The sequence below is a fragment of the Streptosporangium sp. NPDC000239 genome (assembly GCF_040300765.1).
In the GTDB taxonomy this organism is placed as follows: domain Bacteria; phylum Actinomycetota; class Actinomycetes; order Streptosporangiales; family Streptosporangiaceae; genus Streptosporangium.
The window spans coordinates 933,258-953,753 of sequence record NZ_JBEPEI010000001.1 but is presented as its reverse complement, the minus strand read 5'-3'; the positions used below and the strand labels follow the sequence as shown (position 1 = coordinate 953,753).

15 protein-coding genes are annotated in these 20,496 nt (G+C 72.4%); 3 read left to right on the top strand and 12 right to left on the bottom strand.

The genetic code is table 11. The features are described from left to right. Positions 1–237: 237 nt before the first annotated feature. The 3 genes from ABT340_RS04285 to ftsH all read left to right on the top strand — a co-directional run bounded on the left by ABT340_RS04285 (position 238) and on the right by ftsH (position 4,569). Positions 238–1,728 (top strand): alpha/beta fold hydrolase, encoded by a 1,491-nt coding sequence (locus ABT340_RS04285; RefSeq protein WP_352009190.1) that lies wholly within the window; start codon positions 238–240, stop codon positions 1,726–1,728. A 231-nt stretch (positions 1,729–1,959) separates the two neighbouring features. After that, positions 1,960–2,556 (top strand): CBS domain-containing protein, encoded by a 597-nt coding sequence (locus tag ABT340_RS04280; RefSeq protein WP_352009467.1) that lies wholly within the window; start codon positions 1,960–1,962, stop codon positions 2,554–2,556. Positions 2,557–2,637: 81 nt separating this feature from the next. Continuing rightward, positions 2,638–4,569: an ATP-dependent zinc metalloprotease FtsH gene (ftsH, locus tag ABT340_RS04275; protein WP_352009189.1), complete on the top strand. Its 1,932-nt coding sequence runs from the start codon at positions 2,638–2,640 to the stop codon at positions 4,567–4,569. A gap of 69 nt (positions 4,570–4,638) precedes the next feature. On the opposite strand, the gene ABT340_RS04270 is transcribed toward ftsH, so the two are convergent. From ABT340_RS04270 to ABT340_RS04215, 12 genes are all read right to left on the bottom strand, one after another. Then, entirely contained in the window at positions 4,639–5,079 is a 441-nt protein-coding gene (locus ABT340_RS04270; protein WP_352009188.1) for an Hsp20/alpha crystallin family protein, read from the bottom strand. Between the two features lie 105 nt (positions 5,080–5,184). Beyond that, positions 5,185–7,524 (bottom strand): phosphoketolase family protein, encoded by a 2,340-nt coding sequence (locus tag ABT340_RS04265; protein WP_352009187.1) that lies wholly within the window; start codon positions 7,522–7,524, stop codon positions 5,185–5,187. Between the two features lie 226 nt (positions 7,525–7,750). Next, the gene (locus ABT340_RS04260; protein WP_352009186.1) at positions 7,751–8,218 is read right to left on the bottom strand and encodes a PaaI family thioesterase; all 468 of its coding nucleotides are present in this window, start codon (positions 8,216–8,218) and stop codon (positions 7,751–7,753) included. After that, entirely contained in the window at positions 8,215–9,891 is a 1,677-nt protein-coding gene (locus tag ABT340_RS04255; RefSeq protein ID WP_352009185.1) for a beta-ketoacyl synthase N-terminal-like domain-containing protein, read from the bottom strand. Before ABT340_RS04255 ends, ABT340_RS04260 begins: the two co-directional genes overlap by 4 nt. A gap of 2 nt (positions 9,892–9,893) precedes the next feature. Continuing rightward, positions 9,894–10,979, bottom strand: coding sequence for a branched-chain amino acid aminotransferase (locus ABT340_RS04250; RefSeq protein WP_352009184.1), 1,086 nt, complete (start codon positions 10,977–10,979; stop codon positions 9,894–9,896). Positions 10,980–11,003: 24 nt separating this feature from the next. Then, on the bottom strand, positions 11,004–12,248 hold the full coding sequence (locus ABT340_RS04245) for a beta-ketoacyl-[acyl-carrier-protein] synthase family protein (protein WP_352009183.1): 1,245 nt from the start codon (positions 12,246–12,248) through the stop codon (positions 11,004–11,006). Continuing rightward, entirely contained in the window at positions 12,241–14,319 is a 2,079-nt protein-coding gene (locus ABT340_RS04240) for an oxidoreductase (protein WP_352009182.1), read from the bottom strand. The genes ABT340_RS04245 and ABT340_RS04240 overlap by 8 nt, the downstream gene beginning before the upstream one ends. Beyond that, positions 14,312–15,115 carry an SDR family oxidoreductase gene (locus ABT340_RS04235; RefSeq protein ID WP_352009181.1) on the bottom strand — a complete coding sequence of 268 codons (804 nt, stop codon included), beginning with the start codon at positions 15,113–15,115 and terminating at the stop codon, positions 14,312–14,314. The genes ABT340_RS04240 and ABT340_RS04235 overlap by 8 nt, the downstream gene beginning before the upstream one ends. After that, entirely contained in the window at positions 15,112–16,257 is a 1,146-nt protein-coding gene (locus ABT340_RS04230; RefSeq protein ID WP_352009180.1) for an acyl-CoA dehydrogenase family protein, read from the bottom strand. The genes ABT340_RS04235 and ABT340_RS04230 overlap by 4 nt, the downstream gene beginning before the upstream one ends. Beyond that, entirely contained in the window at positions 16,257–19,247 is a 2,991-nt protein-coding gene (aroA, locus tag ABT340_RS04225; RefSeq protein ID WP_352009179.1) for a 3-phosphoshikimate 1-carboxyvinyltransferase, read from the bottom strand. The genes ABT340_RS04230 and aroA overlap by 1 nt, the downstream gene beginning before the upstream one ends. Before the next feature lie 76 nt (positions 19,248–19,323). Continuing rightward, a complete protein-coding gene (gene fabI, locus ABT340_RS04220; protein WP_352009178.1) occupies positions 19,324–20,142 on the bottom strand; it encodes an enoyl-ACP reductase FabI in 819 nt (272 codons plus the stop codon). A gap of 65 nt (positions 20,143–20,207) precedes the next feature. Next, positions 20,208–20,483 carry an acyl carrier protein gene (locus ABT340_RS04215; protein ID WP_352009177.1) on the bottom strand — a complete coding sequence of 92 codons (276 nt, stop codon included), beginning with the start codon at positions 20,481–20,483 and terminating at the stop codon, positions 20,208–20,210. Positions 20,484–20,496: the final 13 nt, after the last annotated feature.

The window sequence follows — 20,496 nt, the reverse complement described above, 5'->3', positions numbered from 1 at the left end:
CATTGTGGCGATATATCAGCTTCAAATGCGATTTATCGCACATGGCGGTAATGGTCGGTAGCATGCCAGAAGATCAACACGAGACAGATGTCAACGGCCCCGTTGCGGCCCGGGATCGCCCCCACGGTCCAGGGGCCGGCATCCGGTGAGCCTCCGATGCGGCCACGCGCGGCACGGCCAGGACCGATCCCCCGCCGCACGAACGGCTTGATCTGCCAATCGACGATTGGAGCAACGTTGCGGAGAGGACTCTCCAAACTCGCCGTCGTCCTCGTGGCGGTGGCGGCCCTGTGCCCCGCCATGACGGCCCTGTGCCCCCTCACGACGGCCGAGGCGGCCGACACCACCGGAGGGAACGGCATCACCTGGGGTCCGTGCGAGGAGGACCCGGCCATCGAGTGCGGCACGCTGACCGTCCCGGTCGACTGGTCGAAACCGTACGGGGACACAATCGACCTGGCCCTCGCCCGGCGCAGGGCCACCGACCCCTCGGCCAGGATCGGCTCCCTCCTGACCAACCCCGGCGGGCCCGGCGGATCGGGCGTGAACGACGTCCTGCGCGCCCCCGGCTTCAGCGAGGAGATCCGGCGGCGCTTCGACGTCGTCGGCTACGACCCCCGGGGCGTCGCCCGCAGCAACGCGGTGGTCTGCTCGGCGTCGGTGTACAACCGGATGCCGGACCCGATCATGAAGAGCCAGGCCGACTACGACAGGTGGATCGCCTACAACAGGACGCTGCGCGCGGACTGCAGGCAGCGCACCGGCCCCGTGTACGACCACGTCGACTCGGTCAACGTGGCGCGCGACATGGACGCCATCCGCGCCGCCCTCGGGGAGAGCAGGCTCACCTCCTACGGGGTCTCCTACGGCACGCTCGCCCAGCAGATGTACGCCGAACTCTTCCCGCGGCGGGTCCGGGCCATGGTGCTGGACAGCAACATGGACCACAGTCTCGGCGTCAGGGCGTTCCAGGAGACCGAGGCGGCCGGCGTCGAGGACGCCTTCGACGAGTTCGTCGCCTGGTGCGACCGGGACGCCTCCTGCGCGCTGAACGGACGCGACGTCCGGCAGGTGTGGCAGGGGCTGATCGCCAAGGCCCAGCGCGGGGAGCTCTACTACCCCGGCGTCACCGACCGCCCGCTGAGCGCCCACAACCTCCTCTGGCTCGGTGTGGTGCTCAACGAGGGACCCGCCTGGCAGTTGCTGGCCCAGGTGATCCTCGCCCTGGACGGCGGCCCCGTGCCGTCCGACCTGCCGCCCCCGCCCGGCAACGGGCCCGTGGGCGGGGAACTCGCCGAACTGCCGACCGCGATCCTCTGTGAGGACCACGACCTGTCGGTGCGGAGCTACGCCGAGTACGAGCGGCTGCTGCGCGGCGCCAACCGTCTGGCCCCCGACATGCGCTACAACCCGATGCCGATGGGGGACATGCCCATCTGCCAGGGCCATCCCGTCAACAACCCGCAGCACCGGCTCCGGTACACGGGCACCGCGCCGCTGCTGCTCGCCAACTCCCTGCACGACCCCGACACGCCGTACACGTGGTCGGCCAACGCGGCCCGCCAGCTCGGCCCCAGGGCCGTGCTGCTCACCTACGAGGGCTGGGGACACGGCGTCTACGGCATGACCGAGTGCACCACGAAGGCGATGGACGACTACCTGATCTCACTGACCGTGCCGTCGCGGGGCCTGCGCTGCCCGGCGACGGACGACGGCGGACGACGGTAGGAGCGGGCCGCGGGAGGAGGGCCCGGCGCTCGGGCTCCGTGGTTCCTCCTCCCGCGGCCGGGCCGGGTGCCCGCCCCCGGTGGGCGGGTTCGCTCCGGCAGGGCTTCCCTCCCGGCGCCCCTGGCGGAAGCCCAGGTGAGGACCTCCGCCTCTACCGTCCCGCCGGCGTTCCGGGCTGGGATGGCGGTGAGGACACATGACCGCGGGAGTGACGAGAGGCGGGTGACGACCATGCTGGTCCGGGAGGTGATGACCACGGACGTGGTCACGGTCGGCCCCTCCGATCCGGTACGGCGGGCGGTGCGCGTCCTGTACGGGCACGACGTCACCGCGGCGCCCGTGCTGGACGGCGACGGCCGCCTGGCGGGGGTCGTCAGCGAGATGGACCTGCTGCGCGGTGAGTTCGAGCGCGACCCCCGCTCCAGCGCCAGGATCGTGCTCGGGCACTCGGCGCCCGCGCCGTACACGGTCGCCGACGTCATGACCTCCGAGGTCACGACCGTGACGGAGACGACCGACGTCACCGCGGCGATCGACCTGATGATCTGCAGGCGGGTCAAGAGCCTGCCGGTGACCAGGGGGGATCGGGTGGTCGGCATGCTCAGCCGCCGTGACCTGCTCGCCCTGCTGGCCCGTCCCGACGAGGACATCCGCGCCGACGTGCTGGCCGCGCTGCGTGAGCGCTACCCCGCGGGACCGTCCTGGGAGGTCGTGGTGCGTGACGGGATGGTCGAGCTGCGCGGCCGTCACGCCGCGAGCGTGGACGACATCGCCGACCTGCTCGCCCGTACGGTCCCCGGGGTGGTCAGGGTCAGGCACCTGGGCTGATTCGGGTCTTTCGGCCCTGCCGGAACCCGTCTCCCGGCCGGAGACTGGCCCTAAGGGGGGAGCCGACATGGAGGCCTGCGGATGATCACCCCGATGCGGCTGTTCGGCCGGCACCTGACGGGCAAGGCGAACCCGGGTCCCTCGAAGGACCCGCCGCCTCCCGCGACGCCGCCCTCCGGTGGCTGGCGGAGCTGGCTGCTGCCGATCGGCACGCTGATCGTCCTGGTCTGGCTGCTGGTCCCGCTGTTGCTCGGGGGGAACCCGCCCGCGCCGTACTCCTACAGCGACCTGCTGACCAGGGTGGACGCCGGGCAGGTCAAGACCGTCTCCATCGACGACCAGGGCGCGGTCACCGGCACCCTGAAGGACGGCACGAGGTTCACCAGCCAGATCCCCACCGCGCCCAACTCCGCCCAGCTGGAGAACCGGCTGCGTGCCAAGGACGTCCAGACCACGGCGACCCAGTCGGGAGGCTCCCTCTGGTCGGCCCTGATCGGATTCCTGCCGCTGCTGCTGCTCATCGGCCTGTTCGCCTGGACGGGACGGCAGGCGCAGCAGTCCCTCTCCGGAGGCATCGGCGGCATCGGCGGTTTCGGCCGCTCCAAGGCGAAGATCATCGAGGCGGAGCGCCCGACCACCAGGTTCTCCGACGTCGCCGGGTACGACGGCGTCAAGCAGGAGATCAGCGAGATGATCGACTTCCTGCGGGCGCCCGAGCGGTACGCCGCCGCGGGCGCCAAGCCACCCCGGGGCGTGATCATGGTCGGCCCGCCGGGAACCGGCAAGACGCTCATCGCCAGGGCCGTCGCCGGTGAGGCGGAGGTGCCGTTCCTGTCGGTCACCGGCTCGGGGTTCGTGGAGATGTTCGTCGGCGTCGGCGCCTCCCGGGTGCGCGACCTGTTCGACGAGGCGCGCAAGCGCGCTCCCTCGATCGTGTTCATCGACGAGATCGACGCGATCGGGGGCCGCCGGGGCTCGGGGACGGTGACCGGGGGCAACGACGAGCGTGAGCAGACCCTCAACCAGCTGCTCGCGGAGATGGACGGCTTCGACCAGGGCAGCGGGATCGTCGTCCTGGCCGCGACCAACCGGCCGGAGACCCTCGACCCGGCCCTGCTGCGGCCGGGGCGCTTCGACCGTCAGGTGACCGTGCCGTTGCCCAACCAGGCCGAGCGGGCGGCGATCCTGACCGTCCACTCGACGGGCAAACACCTCGCCCCGGACGCCGACCTCGGGGTCGTCGCCCGCGCCACCCCCGGCTTCTCCGGCGCCGACCTGGCCAACCTCGTCAACGAGGCCGCGATCAACGCGGTCAGGGCGGGCCGTACCACCATCACCCCCGGCGACCTCGGCGCGGCGCGTGACCGCGTGCTGCTCGGCCGCAGGGACACCTCCAACGCCCTGCTGCCCCAGGAGCGGCACGCGGTCGCCGTCCACGAGTCGGGGCACGCCCTGCTCGCGGCGCTGTGCGAGCACGCCGACCCGGTCGCCAAGGTGACGATCCTGCCCGCGGGCATGACCCTCGGTGTCACCGAGCAGCTTCCCGAGGCCGAACGGCACCTCTACGGCGAGAGCTACCTGGCCGACCTGCTGGCCGTACGGCTCGGTGGCCGGGCGGCCGAGCTGGTCGTCTTCGGTGAGGGTTCGACCGGCGCGGCCAACGACCTGGCGGGCGCGACCCAGATCGCCACCCGCATGGTGCGCGACTTCGGCCTCTCCCCGGCCCTCGGCCCCGTCGGCTACTCCTCGTCGAGCCCCCAGTATCTGGGTGAGGAGGCCGAGACCCTGGCGCGCAGGCCGTACTCGGAGCGGACCCAGCAGGTCATCGACGAGGAGGTGGCCCGCCTGCTCGCCGAGGCGGAGCGGCGCGCGGTCGGCCTGCTGCGCACCCACCGCGGCGCCCTCGACCGGCTGGCGGCGATCCTGCTCGAACAGGAGACCGTCGACGGCGAGGTCGTCGGAGGCGTGCTGCGCGCGGAGCGCGCGGCGGGCCCGCACGCCCGGGCCTCGTGAACCCCGTCCGGATCCCGCCGCGCCCGGCGGAGGCGAGGCGTCCGGTGCCCTCCCCCGCCTCTCGCCCGGTCAGCTCTTCTTCTGCTGCTGCCGTGTCTGGGACTCGACGGGGATGCGCTTGCCCTCCCGCTCGCGCCCGGCGCGTCTGACGCTGACCTCCAGGATCCCCTTGTCGTAGGTGGCCTTGATGTCGTTCTCGTCGGCTCCCGGCGGGAGGCTGACCGAACGGGTGAAGGAGCCGTAGCTGAACTCCGTCCTGTGCTGGTCACGGTGCTCGTCGCGCCGTTCCGCGTGTACGGTCAGGACCCCGTTCGACACCGTGATCTCCACGTCCTTGCCCGGGTCGATCCCCGGCAGCTCGGCCCGCAGGACGTAGCGGTCGTCCTTGACGTAGTCCTCGAACTTGATGGGCTGTGCCGCGGGCGGCCGCAGCGCCGCGAAGGGAAGCTCAAGCCAGTCGAACAGCTCCGGAACGAGGCCTCTCTGCTCACGGCGCATCGGTGTGCTCATGGGTTCCTCCCTGTTGTGGGTTCCATCCCCCTCTCTCATTTCCCGACATAGGTGGACACAGCGGCAAAAATCCCTAAAGCAAGGGTCTTTCCGGATATTTACGGTTCAGTACGGCCAGGCCCAGTCACGCACCTCCGGCAGGTCCTCCCCGTACTCCCGCGTGTGGGCCCGCGCCCGCAGCCGGGTGTCGGCCATCCGCTGGCGCAGCCACGCGGCCCTGACCGCCAGCCCGGGAACCCGGTCGATCACGTCCATCACCAGGTGGTAGCGGTCGATGTCGTTGAGCATCGCCATGTCGAACGGGGTGGTCGTCGTGCCCTCCTCCTTGTAGCCCCGCACGTGCAGCCCGGCGTGGTTGGTACGCCGGTAGGTGAGCCGGTGGATCAGCCAGGGGTAACCGTGGAAGTTGAAGATCACCGGTTTGTCCGGGGTGAACAGCGCGTCGAACTCCGCGTCCGGCATCCCGTGCGGGTGCTCCGACGGCTGCTGCAGGCGCATCAGGTCGACCACGTTGACCACCCGGACCCTCAGCTCGGGCAGGTGCTCGCGCAGCAGCGCCGCCGCGGCCAGCGTCTCCAGGGTCGGCACGTCCCCGGCGCAGGCCAGCACCACGTCCGGCCCGGCCTCGGCGGCCGTATCCTGCTGGGGCCGGTGCTCGGTGCCCGCCCACTCCAGGATGCCCAGCCCCCTGGTGCAGTGCGCGATCGCCTCGTCCATGGGGAACAGGTCGAGTACCGGCTGTTTGCCCGCCACGACCACGTTCACGTAGTCCCGCGAGCGCAGGCAGTGGTCGGCGACCGACAGCAGCGTGTTGGCGTCCGGCGGCAGGTAGACCCGCACCACCTCGGCCTTCTTGTTCACCACCACGTCGAGGAAGCCCGGGTCCTGGTGGCTGAACCCGTTGTGGTCCTGACGCCACACGTGCGAGGACAGCAGGTAGTTCAGCGACGCGACCGGCGCCCGCCAGCCGATCTTCCTGGACGACTCAAGCCACTTGGCGTGCTGGTTGAACATGGCGTCCACGATGTGGATGAACGCCTCGTAGCAGTTGAAGAGGCCGTGCCTGCCGGTCAGCAGATACCCTTCGAGCCAGCCCTGGCACAGGTGCTCGCTGAGCACCTCCATCACGCGTCCGCCGGGGGCCAGGTGCTCGTCCGTCGGCAGGATCTCGGCCTCCCAGACCTTGGCCGTGGTCTCGAACACCGCCGACAGCCGGTTGGAGGCCGTCTCGTCCGGCCCGAGCAGCCGGAAGGTCTCCGGGTTGGCGGCGATCACGTCGCGCAGCCACCCGCCGAGCACCCGGGTCGGCTCGGACGACTCGACGGCCGGGGACTTGACCTGCACCGCGTGGTCACGGAAGTCGGGCAGCGTCAGCGGGCGCAGCAGCACACCGCCGTTGGCGTGCGGGCTGGCGCTCATCCGTCGCTCGCCCTCCGGCACGGTGACGGTGATCTCGGCCACCGGACGGCCCAGCTCGTCGAACAGTTCCTCCGGCCGGTAGGAGCGCATCCACTCCTCAAGCATCGCCCGGTGCCCGGCGTCGTCGCGGACCGCGGCCAGCGGCACCTGGTGCGCCCGCCAGGTGCCCTCGACCGGCAGCCCGTCCACGACCGCGGGCCCGGTCCATCCCTTCGGGGAGCGCAGCACGATCATCGGCAGTCTGCCGCCCCGGTCCTCCTTGTAGGCGGCGATCTCGTCGAACACCGTCTCCATGGTCGCGGCCATCAGCTCGTGCATGGCGGCCGGGTCGTCCCCGGAGACCAGGTGCGGGCGGTAGCCGTACCCTTCGAGCAGCTTGACCAGGTCACTCTCGGGAATCCTGGCCAGGACCGTGGGGTTGGCGATCTTGTAGCCGTTCAGGTGCAGGATCGGCAGCACCACCCCGTCGCGGACGGGGTCGGTGAACTTGTTGGAGTGCCAGCTCGCGGCGAGCGGGCCGGTCTCGGCCTCACCGTCCCCGATCACACAGGCCACCACCAGGTCCGGGTTGTCGAAGGCCGCGCCGTGGGCGTGGGCCAGGCTGTAGCCGAGTTCGCCGCCCTCGTGGATCGAGCCGGGGGTCTCCGGGGCGACGTGGCTGGGGATGCCGCCGGGGAAGGAGAACTGGCGGAACAGCCGCCGCATCCCGGCCTCGTCACGGGTGACGGCCGGGTAGCGCTCGGTGTAGGTGCCCTCAAGCCAGGCGTGCGCCACCGCCGCAGGCCCCCCGTGCCCGGGTCCGGCGATGTAGATCATGTCCTGGTCCCTGCCGGTGATGATCCGGTTGAGGTGGGCGAAGCAGAAGTTCAGGCCGGGGGTCGTGCCCCAGTGCCCGAGCAGCCGGGGTTTGATGTGCTCCGGAGCCAGGGGCTCGGTCAGTAGGGGGTTGTCCAGCAGGTAGATCTGCCCGACCGACAGATAGTTCGCCGCCCGCCAGTACATGTCGACTTCCCGCAGCGTGTCCATGTCCATGAGCATTTCCGTCCTTCACGTGGTCGGCCAGGGACCTTGGTCCCCTCTTGCGCCCTCTTCCGTACCGCGCCCCTACCCCGTCATCCGGGTCGTACGGCCTTCGCGGGGAGATCCCCGTGGCCGGACGCACGACGACACCGGGCGGCCTGGGCCGCACACCGGTCGGGAAGGGCTGGAGCGGCTCGTCCGGAGCTCCGCCACCACGTCGGTCCGCGCCTCCTCAGGGACCGGGGCTGAGCACCTGCCGGGAGGGCAGCGCGAACTGCATGGTCGTCACGGCGATCAGCCCGCCCTCGGCGTCGCTGATCCGCCCGTTCGCCACCGCCGTCCGGCGGCCCAGCCTGACCACCTCGACGACGACCGTGAGCGGGCCGGGTTCCGCCGCTTCGAGCAGGCTGACGCTGCCGTGCGTCAGCACCCCGGTCAGTACCCTGCCCGCGTAGGCGTTTATCGCCAGGAAGGACGACAGGTCGGCCGCCTTGAAGATCGCCGGGCCGGACAGGGTGCCGCCCGGCCTGCACTCCAGCCCCTCCGGTCCCGCCGTGACGACCACCCGGTACGGCGAGACCTCGCTCACCCACAGCCCGGAGTCCGGCCAGAACTCCGTGACCAGCCCGCGCACCTCGTCGAGGGAGAGGCGCGGGCTCAGGGGCGCGTGCTCCCCCACCCGTTCCTGTGGCCGTGTCATGCCTGTCCCCCGTCCCTCTCGACGACGTGCCGGACGTGCTGCCAGGGATAGGACGGCAGCGACGCGACGACGCGCGCGCCGGCCGGGGCGGGCCACGGTGCCGGCTCGTCCTCGGCGAGCGGGCGCACGGCCGGATGGTCGAGGCCGTGCGCGAACGCCTCGGCGGCCTCGCACGCCGCCGCCGCCGAGTCCGCGCCGACCCACACCGTGCGGGCGTGGCGTGTCCTGCCGTGGGTCGCGGTGTGGGCGAAGGCCGGGTAGCCGTCCTCGGCGAGCCCCGCCAGGTGCTCGCCGTACCGGCCGGCGAGTTCCCCGAGCGCGGCCGGGGTGCGGGCGGAGATCGTGAACCCGGGCACGGGACCGGTGTCCCGGACGGGGACCGGGCCGGGGGCGGGCGCCGCGGAGAGCACCGCGTAGGCGTTGGTTCCGCTCATGCCGTACGAGCAGACCGAGGCCCGCGCGCCCGCCTCCGGACCCCAGGGCAGGGCCCGTCCCGGGACGACCACGCCTGTCCCCGTCAGGTCGATGCGCGGGTTGAGCGTCTCGAAGCCCGCCTGCGGGGGGATCAACCGGTTCTCCAGGCACAGGACGGCCTTGACCAGCCCCATCACCCCGGCTGCGGACTCGGTGTGGCCGAGGTTGGCCTTGACCGAGCCGACGTGGAGAACGCCTCCGCCGGTGCGCAGCGCGGTGGTCACGGCCCGCATCTCGACCGGGTCGCCGAGCTGGGTCCCGGTGCCGTGCGCCTCGTGGTAGCCGATGTCCGCGCCGGTCAGGCCGATCCTGGCCAGCAGCGACCCGATGAGCCTGGCCTGGGAGTCGCCGTTGGGGGCGGTGAAGGTGGCCGAGCGGCCGTCCTGGTTGATCGCGCTGCCGTCGATCACCGCGTGGACGCGGTCACGGTCGCGGAGCGCGTCGTCCAGCCGTTTGAGGACGACCGCCCCGCACGCCTCACCGCGCACGAACCCGTTCGCGGCGGCGTCGAACGGCCGGGAGACACCGTCCGGGGACAGCGCCCCGGTCCTGCCGACCTCCCTGGTCGTGCGGGGGGACAGGACCAGGTTGACCCCGGCGGCGACGGCCAGGTCGCAGTCGCCCGCGGTGAGGGCCCGGCAGGCGGTGTGGATCGCGACGAGGGAGGAGGAGCAGGCGGTGTCCATGGCGACGGCGGGGCCGCCCAGGCCCAGCGTGTGCGCGATCCGCCCGGCGGAGAAGCTGTGGCCGTTGCCGACCGTCCAGTACGAGTTGGGCTCCCCGGACAGCCAGTGCCGGTAGTCCTGGCCGGTTATGCCCACGAACACACCGGTCGCCTCCGCCCCTGCGCCCGGCGGTGTGCCCGCGTCCTCGAACGCCTCCCAGACGACTTCGAGCAGCAGCCTGTGCTGGGGGTCCACCGTGCGGGCCTCACGCGGCGACATGCCGAAGAACCGTGCGTCGAAATCGAAGGGATTGTCCAGGTAACCACCTCGGGTCACCACGTCATCCCATTCGGCGCCGAAGGCCTCGCGACGGTCGGCCGGTAAGTCACCGGTCAGGTCGCGGGCCCGGACAATGGCGTCCCAATATGACGCGGTGTCCGTCACGCCACCCGGCGCGCGTATTCCGATCCCGATGACGGCGACACGTCCCGAGGGCGCATTCTCCGTTTCCCGGCCCGATAAGGCGGACGCCACCTTTAAATCACCCGGCGAAGCCAGTTGCGGGTGTCGGGGGCCAGGCCGTACTGAATGTTCAGAATGTGATTCCTCATACTTGTCGTCACTTCCCCGGGAACGCCGCCGCCGACGGTCTGCTCGTATTCTCTTCCCTTGAATCCGAGAATCGGGTTGATGACCGCGGCGGTTCCCGAGGCGAACATCTCGGTGATCGCCCCGCTCGCGCAGCCCTCACGCAGCTCGGCCAGGCCGACCTGCCGCTGCGCCGGCTTCAGGCCGTGCTCGTCGGCCAGTTCGAGCACGCTGTCCCTGGTGACGCCGTCGAGGATCGTGCCCAGGCCCGGCGTGACCAGCTCGCCGTCGGCGGTGACCAGGAAGAGGTTCATCGTGCCCGACTCCTCCAGGTAGCGCTCCTCGTCGTCACTGAGGTAGAGCACCTGGTCGCAGCCCTGCTCCTGGGCCTCGACCTGGGCGGCGAGACTGGAGGCGTAGTTGCCGCCGCACTTGGCGGCGCCGGTGCCGCCCTTGCCCGCCCGCGCGTAGTTCTCGCTGACCCACAGCTTGACGCCGCTGAGACCGGAGGAGAAGTAGGAGGCCGCGGGGCAGGCGATGACGCCGTAGGTGACGTGCGCGGCCGGGCGCACCCCGAGGAAGGCCTCGGAGCCGAACATGAACGGCCGGAGGTACAGGCTCCGCCCGCCCTCGTACGGCGGCACCCACGCCTCGTCCGCGCGCACCAGCGCCTCGACGCTGGCGACGAAGAGCTCCTCGGACAGCACGGGCAGGGCCAGCCTCCTGGCCGAGTTCACGAAACGGCGCGCGTTCAGGTCGGGCCGGAAGAGCCAGATGCTCCCGTCGTCGTGCCTGAATGCCTTGAGGCCCTCGAAAATCTCCTGGGCGTAATGCAGGACGGCCGCGCCGGGGTGCATTGGAATTGGTTCGAGAGCGGTTACCCGAAAGTCATGCCAGCCGGTCTCCGGCGTCCACGTAGCGGAGGCCATGTGGTCGGTGAAGAAACGACCGAAACCCGGAGCAGCGAGGATTTCCTCCCGTTCGGCCGCGGGAAGGGGATGCGTTGTGCGAAGGAGCTGGAAACCATCGTTCATGAATGCCTCCTGTCGGGTGTCGACTTATTCTAGGCCGCTGAACACGGCCACGCAGTTCTGCCCCCCGAACCCGAAGGCGTTGGTGGCCGCGACGCGGACCGGTGTCCGCCGCGCGGCGCCTGGCACGTAGTCGAGGTCGCAGGCGGGGTCGGGCACCTCCAGGTTGATGGTCGGCGGCACGACCCCGTCGCGGATCGCCATCGCGCACACCATCGCCCCCAGGGAGCCCGCCGCCCCGATGAGGTGGCCGACCATCGACTTGGGGGCGCTGACGGCGACCCGGTCCGCGGCCGAGCCGAGCGCCGTGCGGATGGCCCTGGTCTCGGTCGCGTCGTTGGCTGCGGTCGAGGTGCCGTGCGCGCAGACGTAGTCGAGGTCCCCCGGCTGGACCCCCGCGCGCCGCAGCGCCTGGCCGATCGCCTCCGCCGCGTGCCCGCCGTACGGGTCGGGCGCGCTGATGTGGAAGGCGTCGCAGGTCAGCGCCCCGCCCGCGACGGCGGCGTACGGTGTGACCCCACGTCCTGCGGCGTGCTCGGCCGACTCGACGACCATGATCACCGCCCCCTCCCCGAACACGAACCCGTCCCGGTCCGCGGAGAAGGGCCTGCTGGCGCCCCGGGGGTCGTCGTTGCGCTCCGACATCGCGCCCATGCCGACCAGGCCCGCGAACATCACCGGGGTGATCGCGGCGTCCGTCCCCCCGCAGACGACCGCGTCCGCCTCACCGGAGAGGATGAGCCGCCGCGCGTCGAGCAGGGCGTACAGGCCGCTGGCGCAGGCCAGCGCGCTGGCGTTGACCGGGCCGTGCGCGCCGAGGTCGATGGCCGTCTCGCAGGCGGGCATGTTCGTCAGCGAGGACGGGACGAAGTAGCTGTTGGGCGTGACCGGCGAGGGGGACAGCAACCCCCTGGTCGCCGTCTCGACCGTGTCGAACCCGGCGACGGCGGCGTTGACCACCACCCCGACCCTGGCGGCGTTGTCCCGGCCGATCTCCAGTTTCGCGTCGGCGACGGCCTCGCGCGCCGCGGCGACCGCGAACTGGGAGAAGCGGGCCGAGCGGCGGACCCGTTTGGCGTCGAGGTAGGCGGCCGGGTCGAAACCCTTGACCTCCGCCGCGATCCTGGTCGGCAGCCCGCTCGCGTCGAACGCGGTGACGGGGCCGACGCCGGAACGCCCGGCCAGCAGGTTGCGCCAGGTCTCCTCCCTGCCGATCCCGACCGGGGTGACCGCGCCGATCCCGGTTATCACCACCTCGTGCCCGTTATCCATTGACAGTCCCTCCACGGTTTCCCGGACCGGCGGGCTCAAGCGCGCCCGGCCCCCGCTCGTCGAACTCGGCCGCGGCGGCGAACCCCTCGGCGAAGGCCCGCACCGCGTCGAGCCCTTCGGCGTCCCTCGCCCCGCCGGCGAGGCGGTGCCACACCCCGGCGTCCCCGGCGAGCGCGGGGACCGCCCGGTCGGTGACCTGGCCTGCGGCGACGACGACCGTCTCGGCCTCGACGAGCCGTTCGGCGCCGTCCGGCCCGGCGATCCACACCCCGGCCGGGGTGATCCGCAGGCAGGCCGTCTCACGCAGGACGCGCACGCCCTGTTCGCGCAGCTCCGCCAGCACCGCCCACCGGGTCGACCTGCCGGTGCGCCCGGCGGTGCGGGCGCCGCGCTGCACGAGGGTGACCTCGGCCCGCGCGGTGACCGGCACGGGACCGGCGGCCAGGCCGTGGCGGCGCAGGAAGCGCTCGTCCTCCCCCAGCGGGCCGTGGCCTCTGCTGAGGAGGTGGGCCAGGTCGGCGGCGACGCCGCCACCGCCGACGATCGCCACCCGCCCCTCCAGGCCCTCCCGGGCAAGGCGGGCGAACGCCTCGGGGTAGGTGAGCACGTTCGGCAGGTCGGCGCCGGGGACGTCCACCCGGCGGGGGCGGGTGCCGCTGGCGACGATCACGCCGTCGTGGGAGCGCAGCAGGCCGAGGTCGGCGGCCCCGATCGCGCGGCCGAGGTGGACGCGGACGCCGAGCCGGGCCAGTTCCGCGGCGAAGTAGGCGATCGTCCCGCCGTAGTCGGCCTTGCCCGGCACCTGGCGCGCCATGCGGAACTGGCCGCCGAGGGCCTCGGCCGCCTCGTAGAGCTCGACCCGGTGCCCGGCCAGCGCCGCCCTCCTGGCGGCCTGCAGCCCGGCGGGCCCGCCGCCGACGACCGCGACGGTGCGAGGCCGTACCGGGCGGACGGACCACCGGGGGACGGACTCCCGGCCCGCCCTGGGGTTGACCATGCACGACACCTCGCGCTCGGTCAGCGAGTGGTCGACGCACGCCTGGTTGCAGGCCAGGCAGACGTTCACCGGCCGGCCCCGCCGCGCGGCGGAGACCAGGCCGGCGTCGGCGAGGAAGGGGCGGGCCATGGAGACCAGATCGATCGGGGTCCCCGCGAGGATCGCCTCGGCGGTCTCCAGGCGGTTCACCCGGTTGCCCGCGATGACCGGAAGGTCGCCGACGACCTCCTTCACCCGGACGGCGAACGGTGTCCACACCCCGGGCGGCACGACGGCCTGCACGCTGGGCACCGGGGACTCGTGCCAGCCGACGCCGACGTTGAGCGCGTCCGCCCCGGCCGCGGCGAGCGCCCTGGCGAAGGCCAGGACGTCCTCCTGCGGGGTGCCGCCGTCCATCAGGTCGATCCCGGTGAAACGGACGACGACCGGGAAGTCCTCCCCCACGGCCGTGCGGACCGCCCGGGTGACCTCGGCGCCGAAACGCCCGCGCCGTACGGCGTCGCCGCCCCACTCGTCGTCGCGGAGGTTGGTCAGCGGCGAGAGGAACTGGTCGACCAGGTATCCCTCGGACCCCATCACCTCGACGGCGTCGAACCCGAGGTCACGCGCGAGGGCGGCGCCGCGTGCGAAGTCCTCGACGGTCCCGCGGACCCGCTGCGGGGTCATGGCGTACGGCTCGCGCCCCGAGAAGCGGCTGTGCACGGCGGACGGCGCGACCGGCGGCGGCCCGGAGGGCGCGGGCCGCGCGTAACGGCCCGCGTGGAACAGCTGCAGCGCGATCAGCCCGCCCTCCCGGTGCACCCGCCGGGTGACCCGCCGCAGCCGGGCGTGGAAGGCGGCGTCGCCGAGCACGCCGTACCCGGGGCCTCCCGCGCCCTCGGCGCTCACCGCCGCGCCGCCGGTGACCATCAGCCCGGCGCCGCCCCTGGCCCGTTCGGCGTAGAACGCGGCCAGCGCGGCGCCGCCGTCGTCGCGCGCCTCGAAGCCGAGGTGCATCGCGCCCATGACGACGCGGTGCGGGAGTTCGAGCCGCCCGATCCGCCCCGGGGACAGGACGTGCCGCAGGTCAGTCATCCCAGGCCAGCGGGGGTGTCAGGTCCTCGTGGAAGGGCGGCGCGATCACCGAAAGGCCGCCGTCGACCACGAGGGTCTGCCCGGTGACGTACTCGGAGGCGGGCGAGAGCAGGAACGCGACGCAGTCGGCGACCTCCCGCGCGGTTCCCATCCGCGCCTTGGGGATCTTGGACAGCACTCCGGGCAGCGGCGCCATGCCGGGGATGTTGTAGAAGTACTCCGAGGAGTCGGACTCGATGATGCCGCCGTTGACCGCGTTGACGTTGACGCCCTTCGGCGCGAACTCCACCGCCATGTAGCGCACCCACGCCTCGATCGCCGCCTTGGCCGCGCCGAGGTTGGCGTAGGTCGGGTAGGCGCGGATGCTGCCGTAGCTGGACAGCGCGACGATCCGCCCGCCGCCGGTCATCAGCCGTACGGCGTGCTGCGCGCCGAGCACGAAGGAGCGCACGTTCATCGCGTAGGAGCGGTCGAGGTGGTGCTGCCTGAGGTCGGCGATGTTCTTGAACGCGCTGGCCGCCGCGTTGCACACGAAGTGGTCCAGCCTGCCGAAGGTCTCGCCGACCGTGCCGAAGAGCCTGTCGATCTCCTCCGGCTGCTCGACGTCGGCCCGCACGGCCAGCGCCCTGCCGCCCACCTGCTCGATCTCCTTGCAGGTCTGCTCGGCCAGGGCGGTGTTCTTCTTGTAGTTGACCACGACGGTCGCGCCGCCCGCGGCGAGCGTGAGCGCCAGGGCCCGCCCGATGCCGCGCGAGCTTCCCGTGATCACGACGATCTTGTCCTGATAGATGCTCAATTTCCCGCCCTCAGTACGTCCCTGGCGATCACGGTCTTCTGGATCTCGTTGGTGCCCTCCTCGAACCGCTGGGCCCGGGCGTCCCGGTAGACCCGTTCGATGGGGCTCGACTCCCAGTACCCGATGCCGCCGTGCACCTGCAGCGCCTTGTCGGTGACCCTGGTCAGCATGTCGACCGCGGTGAGCTTGGCCATCGACGACAGCGTGCCCGCCCGTTCGTCGCCGTCCTCCCACCGGCGGGCCGCGTACAGGGTGAGCTGGCGGGCCGCCTCGATGTCGGCGGCGTTCTCGGCGAGGGCGAACGCGATCGCCTGCCGGGCGGCGAGGGGCTTGCCGAAGGTGTGGCGTTCCCGCGCGTGCTCGGCCGCCAGTTCCTGCGCCCTCCTCGCCAGCCCGACGCAGGTCGTCGCGACCGCGATCCTGCTGGGGGTGAGGAATCCGCCGAGCGCGACCTCCAGGCCCTGGCCCTCCTCGCCGAGCCGGTTGGCGACCGGGACCGGCGTGCGGTCGAAGGTCAGCCTGGCGTGGTCGGTGCCGCGCACGCCCATGGTGTCCGGCATGGCCTCGACCGTCACGCCCGGCGCCCCGCGCTCGACCAGCAGCGCGACCGTGCCCTCCTTGCCCGCGGTGCCCTCAAGGCGCGCGAACAGCAGCCAGTAGTCGCAGCTCACCCCGAAGGTGATCAGGTGCTTCCTGCCGGACAGGAAGTAGGTGTCCCCCTGCCTGGTCACACTGGCGCGCAGGTCCGCGCCGGTTCCCGCGTCCGGTTCGGTCAGCGTGAAGGCGACCCTGATGTCCCCGGCGATCTGCGGCAGCACGAACTCCTTGCGCTGCTCGTCGGTGGCGAAACGGTCCATGGACCGCCACACCCCGTTGCACACGTGCACGATCATCCGCACCGAGGCGTGCGACATGGAGATCAGTTCGAGGACCTCCAGGTAGCGGGAGAAGGGGACGCCGCGCCCGCCGTACTCCACCGGCGCGGCCAGGCGCAGGAAGCCGCGTTCGCGCAGGTCCTCCCAGAGCCGCGCGGGGACGGCGCGGGTCCGTTCGATCTCGGCCGCGTACTCCTCGCCCGGGCCGCGGACGAACGCCTCGGCCTCCCTGAGCAACGCCGGGAAGGCGCTCTCACCGCTCCACATCACCCATGCACCTCACTGTCGACACCGTCAAGCTGTCTCGCCCGTTCGCGCAGCAGGAACTTCTGCACCTTGCCCGCGGGGTTGCGGGGCAGTTCCCCGACGAGCTCAAGGCGTTCCGGCCAGTACTGCTTGGCCACCCGGCGTTCGTCGAGGAAGCGCCGCATCTCGCCGAGGTCCACCTCGCCGGTCGCCACGACGTAGGCGCAGGCCCGTTCGCCGAGCCGTTCGTCGGGCATCGCGACGATCGCCACGTCGCCGATCGCCGGGTGGGTGTGCAGCAGCTGCTCGATCTCGGCGACGGGCACCTTCTCCCCGCCCCGGTTGATCACGTCCTTGACCCGCCCGGTGATCCGGACGAACCCGGCCTCGTCGATCACGGCGAGGTCGCCGCTGCGGTACCACCCGTCGGGGGTCATGGCCTGCGCGGTCTGCTCCGGCTGGTCGAGGTAGCCCTCGAACAGGCATTTGCCGGTGACCTCGAAGTTGCCCTCCTGGCCGGGGCCGAGGACCCGGCCAGCGTCGTCGGTGACCCGGACGCGCACCCCGGTCAGGGCCCGTCCGTCGGTCCCCCACACCAGGGCCTCCTCGTCGCCGGGCGCCGACAGGGTGCCCAGGCCGGTCTCGGTCGTGCCCCACGCGCCGCACACCGCGGCGCCCAGCGTCCGGGTGGCCCGTTCCGCCAGCGCGCGCGGGACCGCGGCGCCGGTCGCCACGAAGATCCGCAGCGCCTCCGGGCGTCGTCCGGTCTCCTCGACCGCGCCCAGCAGGTCGCCGAGGAACGGGGTCGCCGCCTGGGTGAAGGTGCACTCCCAGCGGCGCAGCGCGTCCAGCGCGGCCCGGCCGTCCCAGACGGGTTGCAGGACCTGCGGGACGCCCAGCGCCATCGCCAGCCACATTCCGTAGAGGAACCCGGTCTGGTGGGCCAGCGGGGAGGGGACGAAGACCCGGTCCCGCCGGGTGAGGCCAAGGTGCCTGACCTCCATCATGGCGGCCCTGGTCAGCGCGTCCATCCGGTGCAGCACCCCCTTGGGCGTGCCGGAGGTGCCCGAGGTGAACAGCAGCTGGGCCAGCGCGGTCGGCGCGGGCCCGCGCGCGTCGATCACGGCGCGGCCGGGGGAACGCCCGGCCGTCGCCTCCTCCCAGCGGTGCCACGCGGTCGTGCCCGTGCCGTACGGCAGGGGCCCCTCGCCACCGGCCACCACGACGTGGTCGAGCCGTGGCGCGCCCGGCAGCGCGAGCAGCCCGGCGATCTCGGCGGCGTGGTCACGCCCCCGGAACCGCTCCGCGACGACGAGGACCCTCGCCCGGGAGGCGCCCAGCATGAAGGACATCTCCCGCTCACGGAAGATCGGCATGAGCGGGCAGCACAGCGCCCCGACGCGGGCCGTCGCCAGGGCCAGGACGGGGAACTCCGCCCAGTTCGGCAGCTGCCAGGCGACCGGCTCGCCCGGTTCGACGCCGAGGTCGAGCAGCAGTGCGGCGGCGGCGTCGGCGCGCTCGTCGAGCTCCCGCCAGGTGAGGACGCGCTCCCCGCGGCCCTCCGAGGCGGTCTCGACCACGGCGACGTCGTCCGGCCGCTCCCCCGCCCTGCGGCGCACGAGCGCGCCGACGGTCGTGGCGGCCGTCCTGCCGGGATCGACCCGGGGAGTCCGTGTCTCCTGTGTCCCCTGTGTCGCCCGGGGCCCCCGTTCCGGGGCCTGCACCGTCATGGACATGCCGACCGTGTTCATCTCGTTGAGGAAGCGCGGGTAGGAGATCCGGTAGGCGTTGGGGTAGGTCAGCCTGCTCTCCCCGTCGGCCCTCGACGCGGCCACCGCCAGCGCCATCAGCACCCGGTGGTCGTTGAAGGAGGACAGGTCGGCCGCGGCGAGGCTCTCCACCCCGTGGCAGACCAGCCGTTCGCCGCGCAGCCCGAGCCGTGCCCCCATCCGGTTGAGCTGCAGCATCGCGGTCACCCGGTCGGACTCCTTGAGCCGCACGTGGGCCACGTTCTCCAGCACCGAGGTGCCCTCGGCGTGGCAGGCGAGGGCGCTCAGCACCGGCAGCGCGTCCGGGACCGTACGGCAGTCGACCGTGACGGGGGCAAGGCGCAGCCCGTCGTGACGCACCCGCACGAACCCGCTGTCCGGGTCGCGGAGCAACGGCACCCCCATGCGGGTGAGGATGTCCAGCAGGTCCGCCTCCGGGTGGTCGGTCTCCGCGGCGCTCGTCGTGCGCAGACCGCGCAGCAGCACGTCCGACGGGTGCAGCGCGGTGGCCGCGATCCCGAAGGCGGCCGAGCCGATGTCCGGCGGCAGGGTGACCGTCGCGGGACGCGCCCGCTGGCCCGGTTCGACGGCGAAGGCGCGGCCGTCGTCGCCGACCTCGACGGTCAGGCCGAAGGTCCGCATCATCGACACGGTCAGGTCCACGTAGGAGCGTTCGTTGAACGGCCCGGTGACCTCGATGAGGCTGGGGCCCGTCGCGAAGGGCGCCAGGAGCAGCAGGCCGGAGATCCACTGCGACAGCGTGCCCGGCACGCTCACCCGCCCTCCCGAGGGGCGGTGCGGCAGGACCGAGATGGGCGGGCAGCCCGTCGGCGCCTCGACGGTCACGCCGAGCGCGGCGAGCGCGTCGAGCAGCGGCCTGATCGGCCTGCGCCGGAAGTAGCGCTGCCCGGTGATCGTGACGGGCGCCTCGGCCAGGCAGGCCAGCGGGGTCAGGAAGTACAGGGTGGTGCCCGAGCTGCCGACCGAGACCACGCCGTCCCTCGGCCGGTACGGCCCGCCCTCGACGACGAAGGTGTCCCCCTCCACCCTGATGGACGTGCCGAGACTCCGCAGCGCGGCGACGGTGTGCCGGACGTGCCCGGCGTCGGTCAGGCCGTGGATGCGGCTGGTCCCCGGCGCCAGGGAGGCCAGGATGAGGGCGCGGTGCGCGTGATATTTCGAGACCGGGATGTCCAGCTCCCCGGCGAGCGGTCCGGCCGTTCCCTTGACGAGGAGACGCATGCCGACCTCCTTCAACCAGTCGTGGCGGCCGACGCCCCGCGACCGGTCGTCGGTGGCTTCGGCCCGTGTGCGGCGCTCACCGCCGCCCGGAGGGGGCCGCGGGGCCGGGGACGCCGACGCCGCCGGTCACCGCGTGCATCCCGCCGTCGGCGTACAGCACCTGTCCGGTCGTGTACCTGGCGAGGTCGGAGAGCAGGAACAGCACCGCGCCGACCACCCGCGACGGGTCGTTGCGGTCCCAGCCGAGCGGCGCCCACCGCTCGTAGTGGTCGGCCAGCCGCCCGAAGCTGCTCACCCCCGAGGCCGAGACGGTCTCGACCGGGCCCGCGGCGACCAGGTTCACCCGGATTCCCGACGGGCCGAGATAGAGGGCCAGGTACTGGGCGACGGACTCAAGGGCCGTCTTGTAGACGCCCATCCAGTCGTAGCCGGGCAGCGCCCTGCCGGTGTCCACGGTCATCCCGGCGATCGCGCCGCCGTTCTCCGCCCGTGCGAGCACGGGGGCCAGGGCCTGGGCGAGCTGCTGCAGGGAGTAGGCGGAGACGCGGAAACCGTCGAGCGCGCTGGCCGCCGGGGTGGTCAGGAAACCGGAGCCGAGCGCGTCGGCGGGCGCGTGGGCGACGCTGTGCAGCACACCGTCGAGGCGGTCCCACTCCGCGGCCTCCTCGGCGACCGCCTGGAAGTGCGTGTCGTCGGTCATGTCCAGTTCGAGGACGTCCGCGGGCGACGGCAGCAGGGCCGCCGCCTTGCGGGTGACGCGCAGGGCACGCCCGAAGGAGGTGAGCACGACGTCCGCGCCCTGCGCCTGCAGCGCGGCGGCGACGTGCCAGGCGATGGACTCCTCGTTGAGCACTCCGGTGATGAGATACTTCCTGCCCGTGAAAAGTCCGGACACCTGCATGTCTCCGTTCGGGGGTTCTCGTTCTCCTGCGCGCCGCCGGTGTCCTCACCCGGTGCCGGTCACCCCGCCTCGGCGGCCTCCTGCACGGCCGCGGCCCGCTCGGAGACGACGCGGTCGACCAGCTGGCCGAGCGTGATCCCGACCAGGTCTCGGCGCGGGATCACGACGCCGTAGTCACGTTTGATCGACGTCATCAGGTCGGCGACGTCGAGGGAGTCGATGTCCAGTTCGTCGAACCTGGCGTCGGCGTCGAGCGCGTCCTCCTCGACCCCGAGGTCGACGAGTTCCTTGTTGATGAAGTCCCGGATGGCGGACGGGGCGGCCTCACTCGTCATGCCTGTCTTTCCC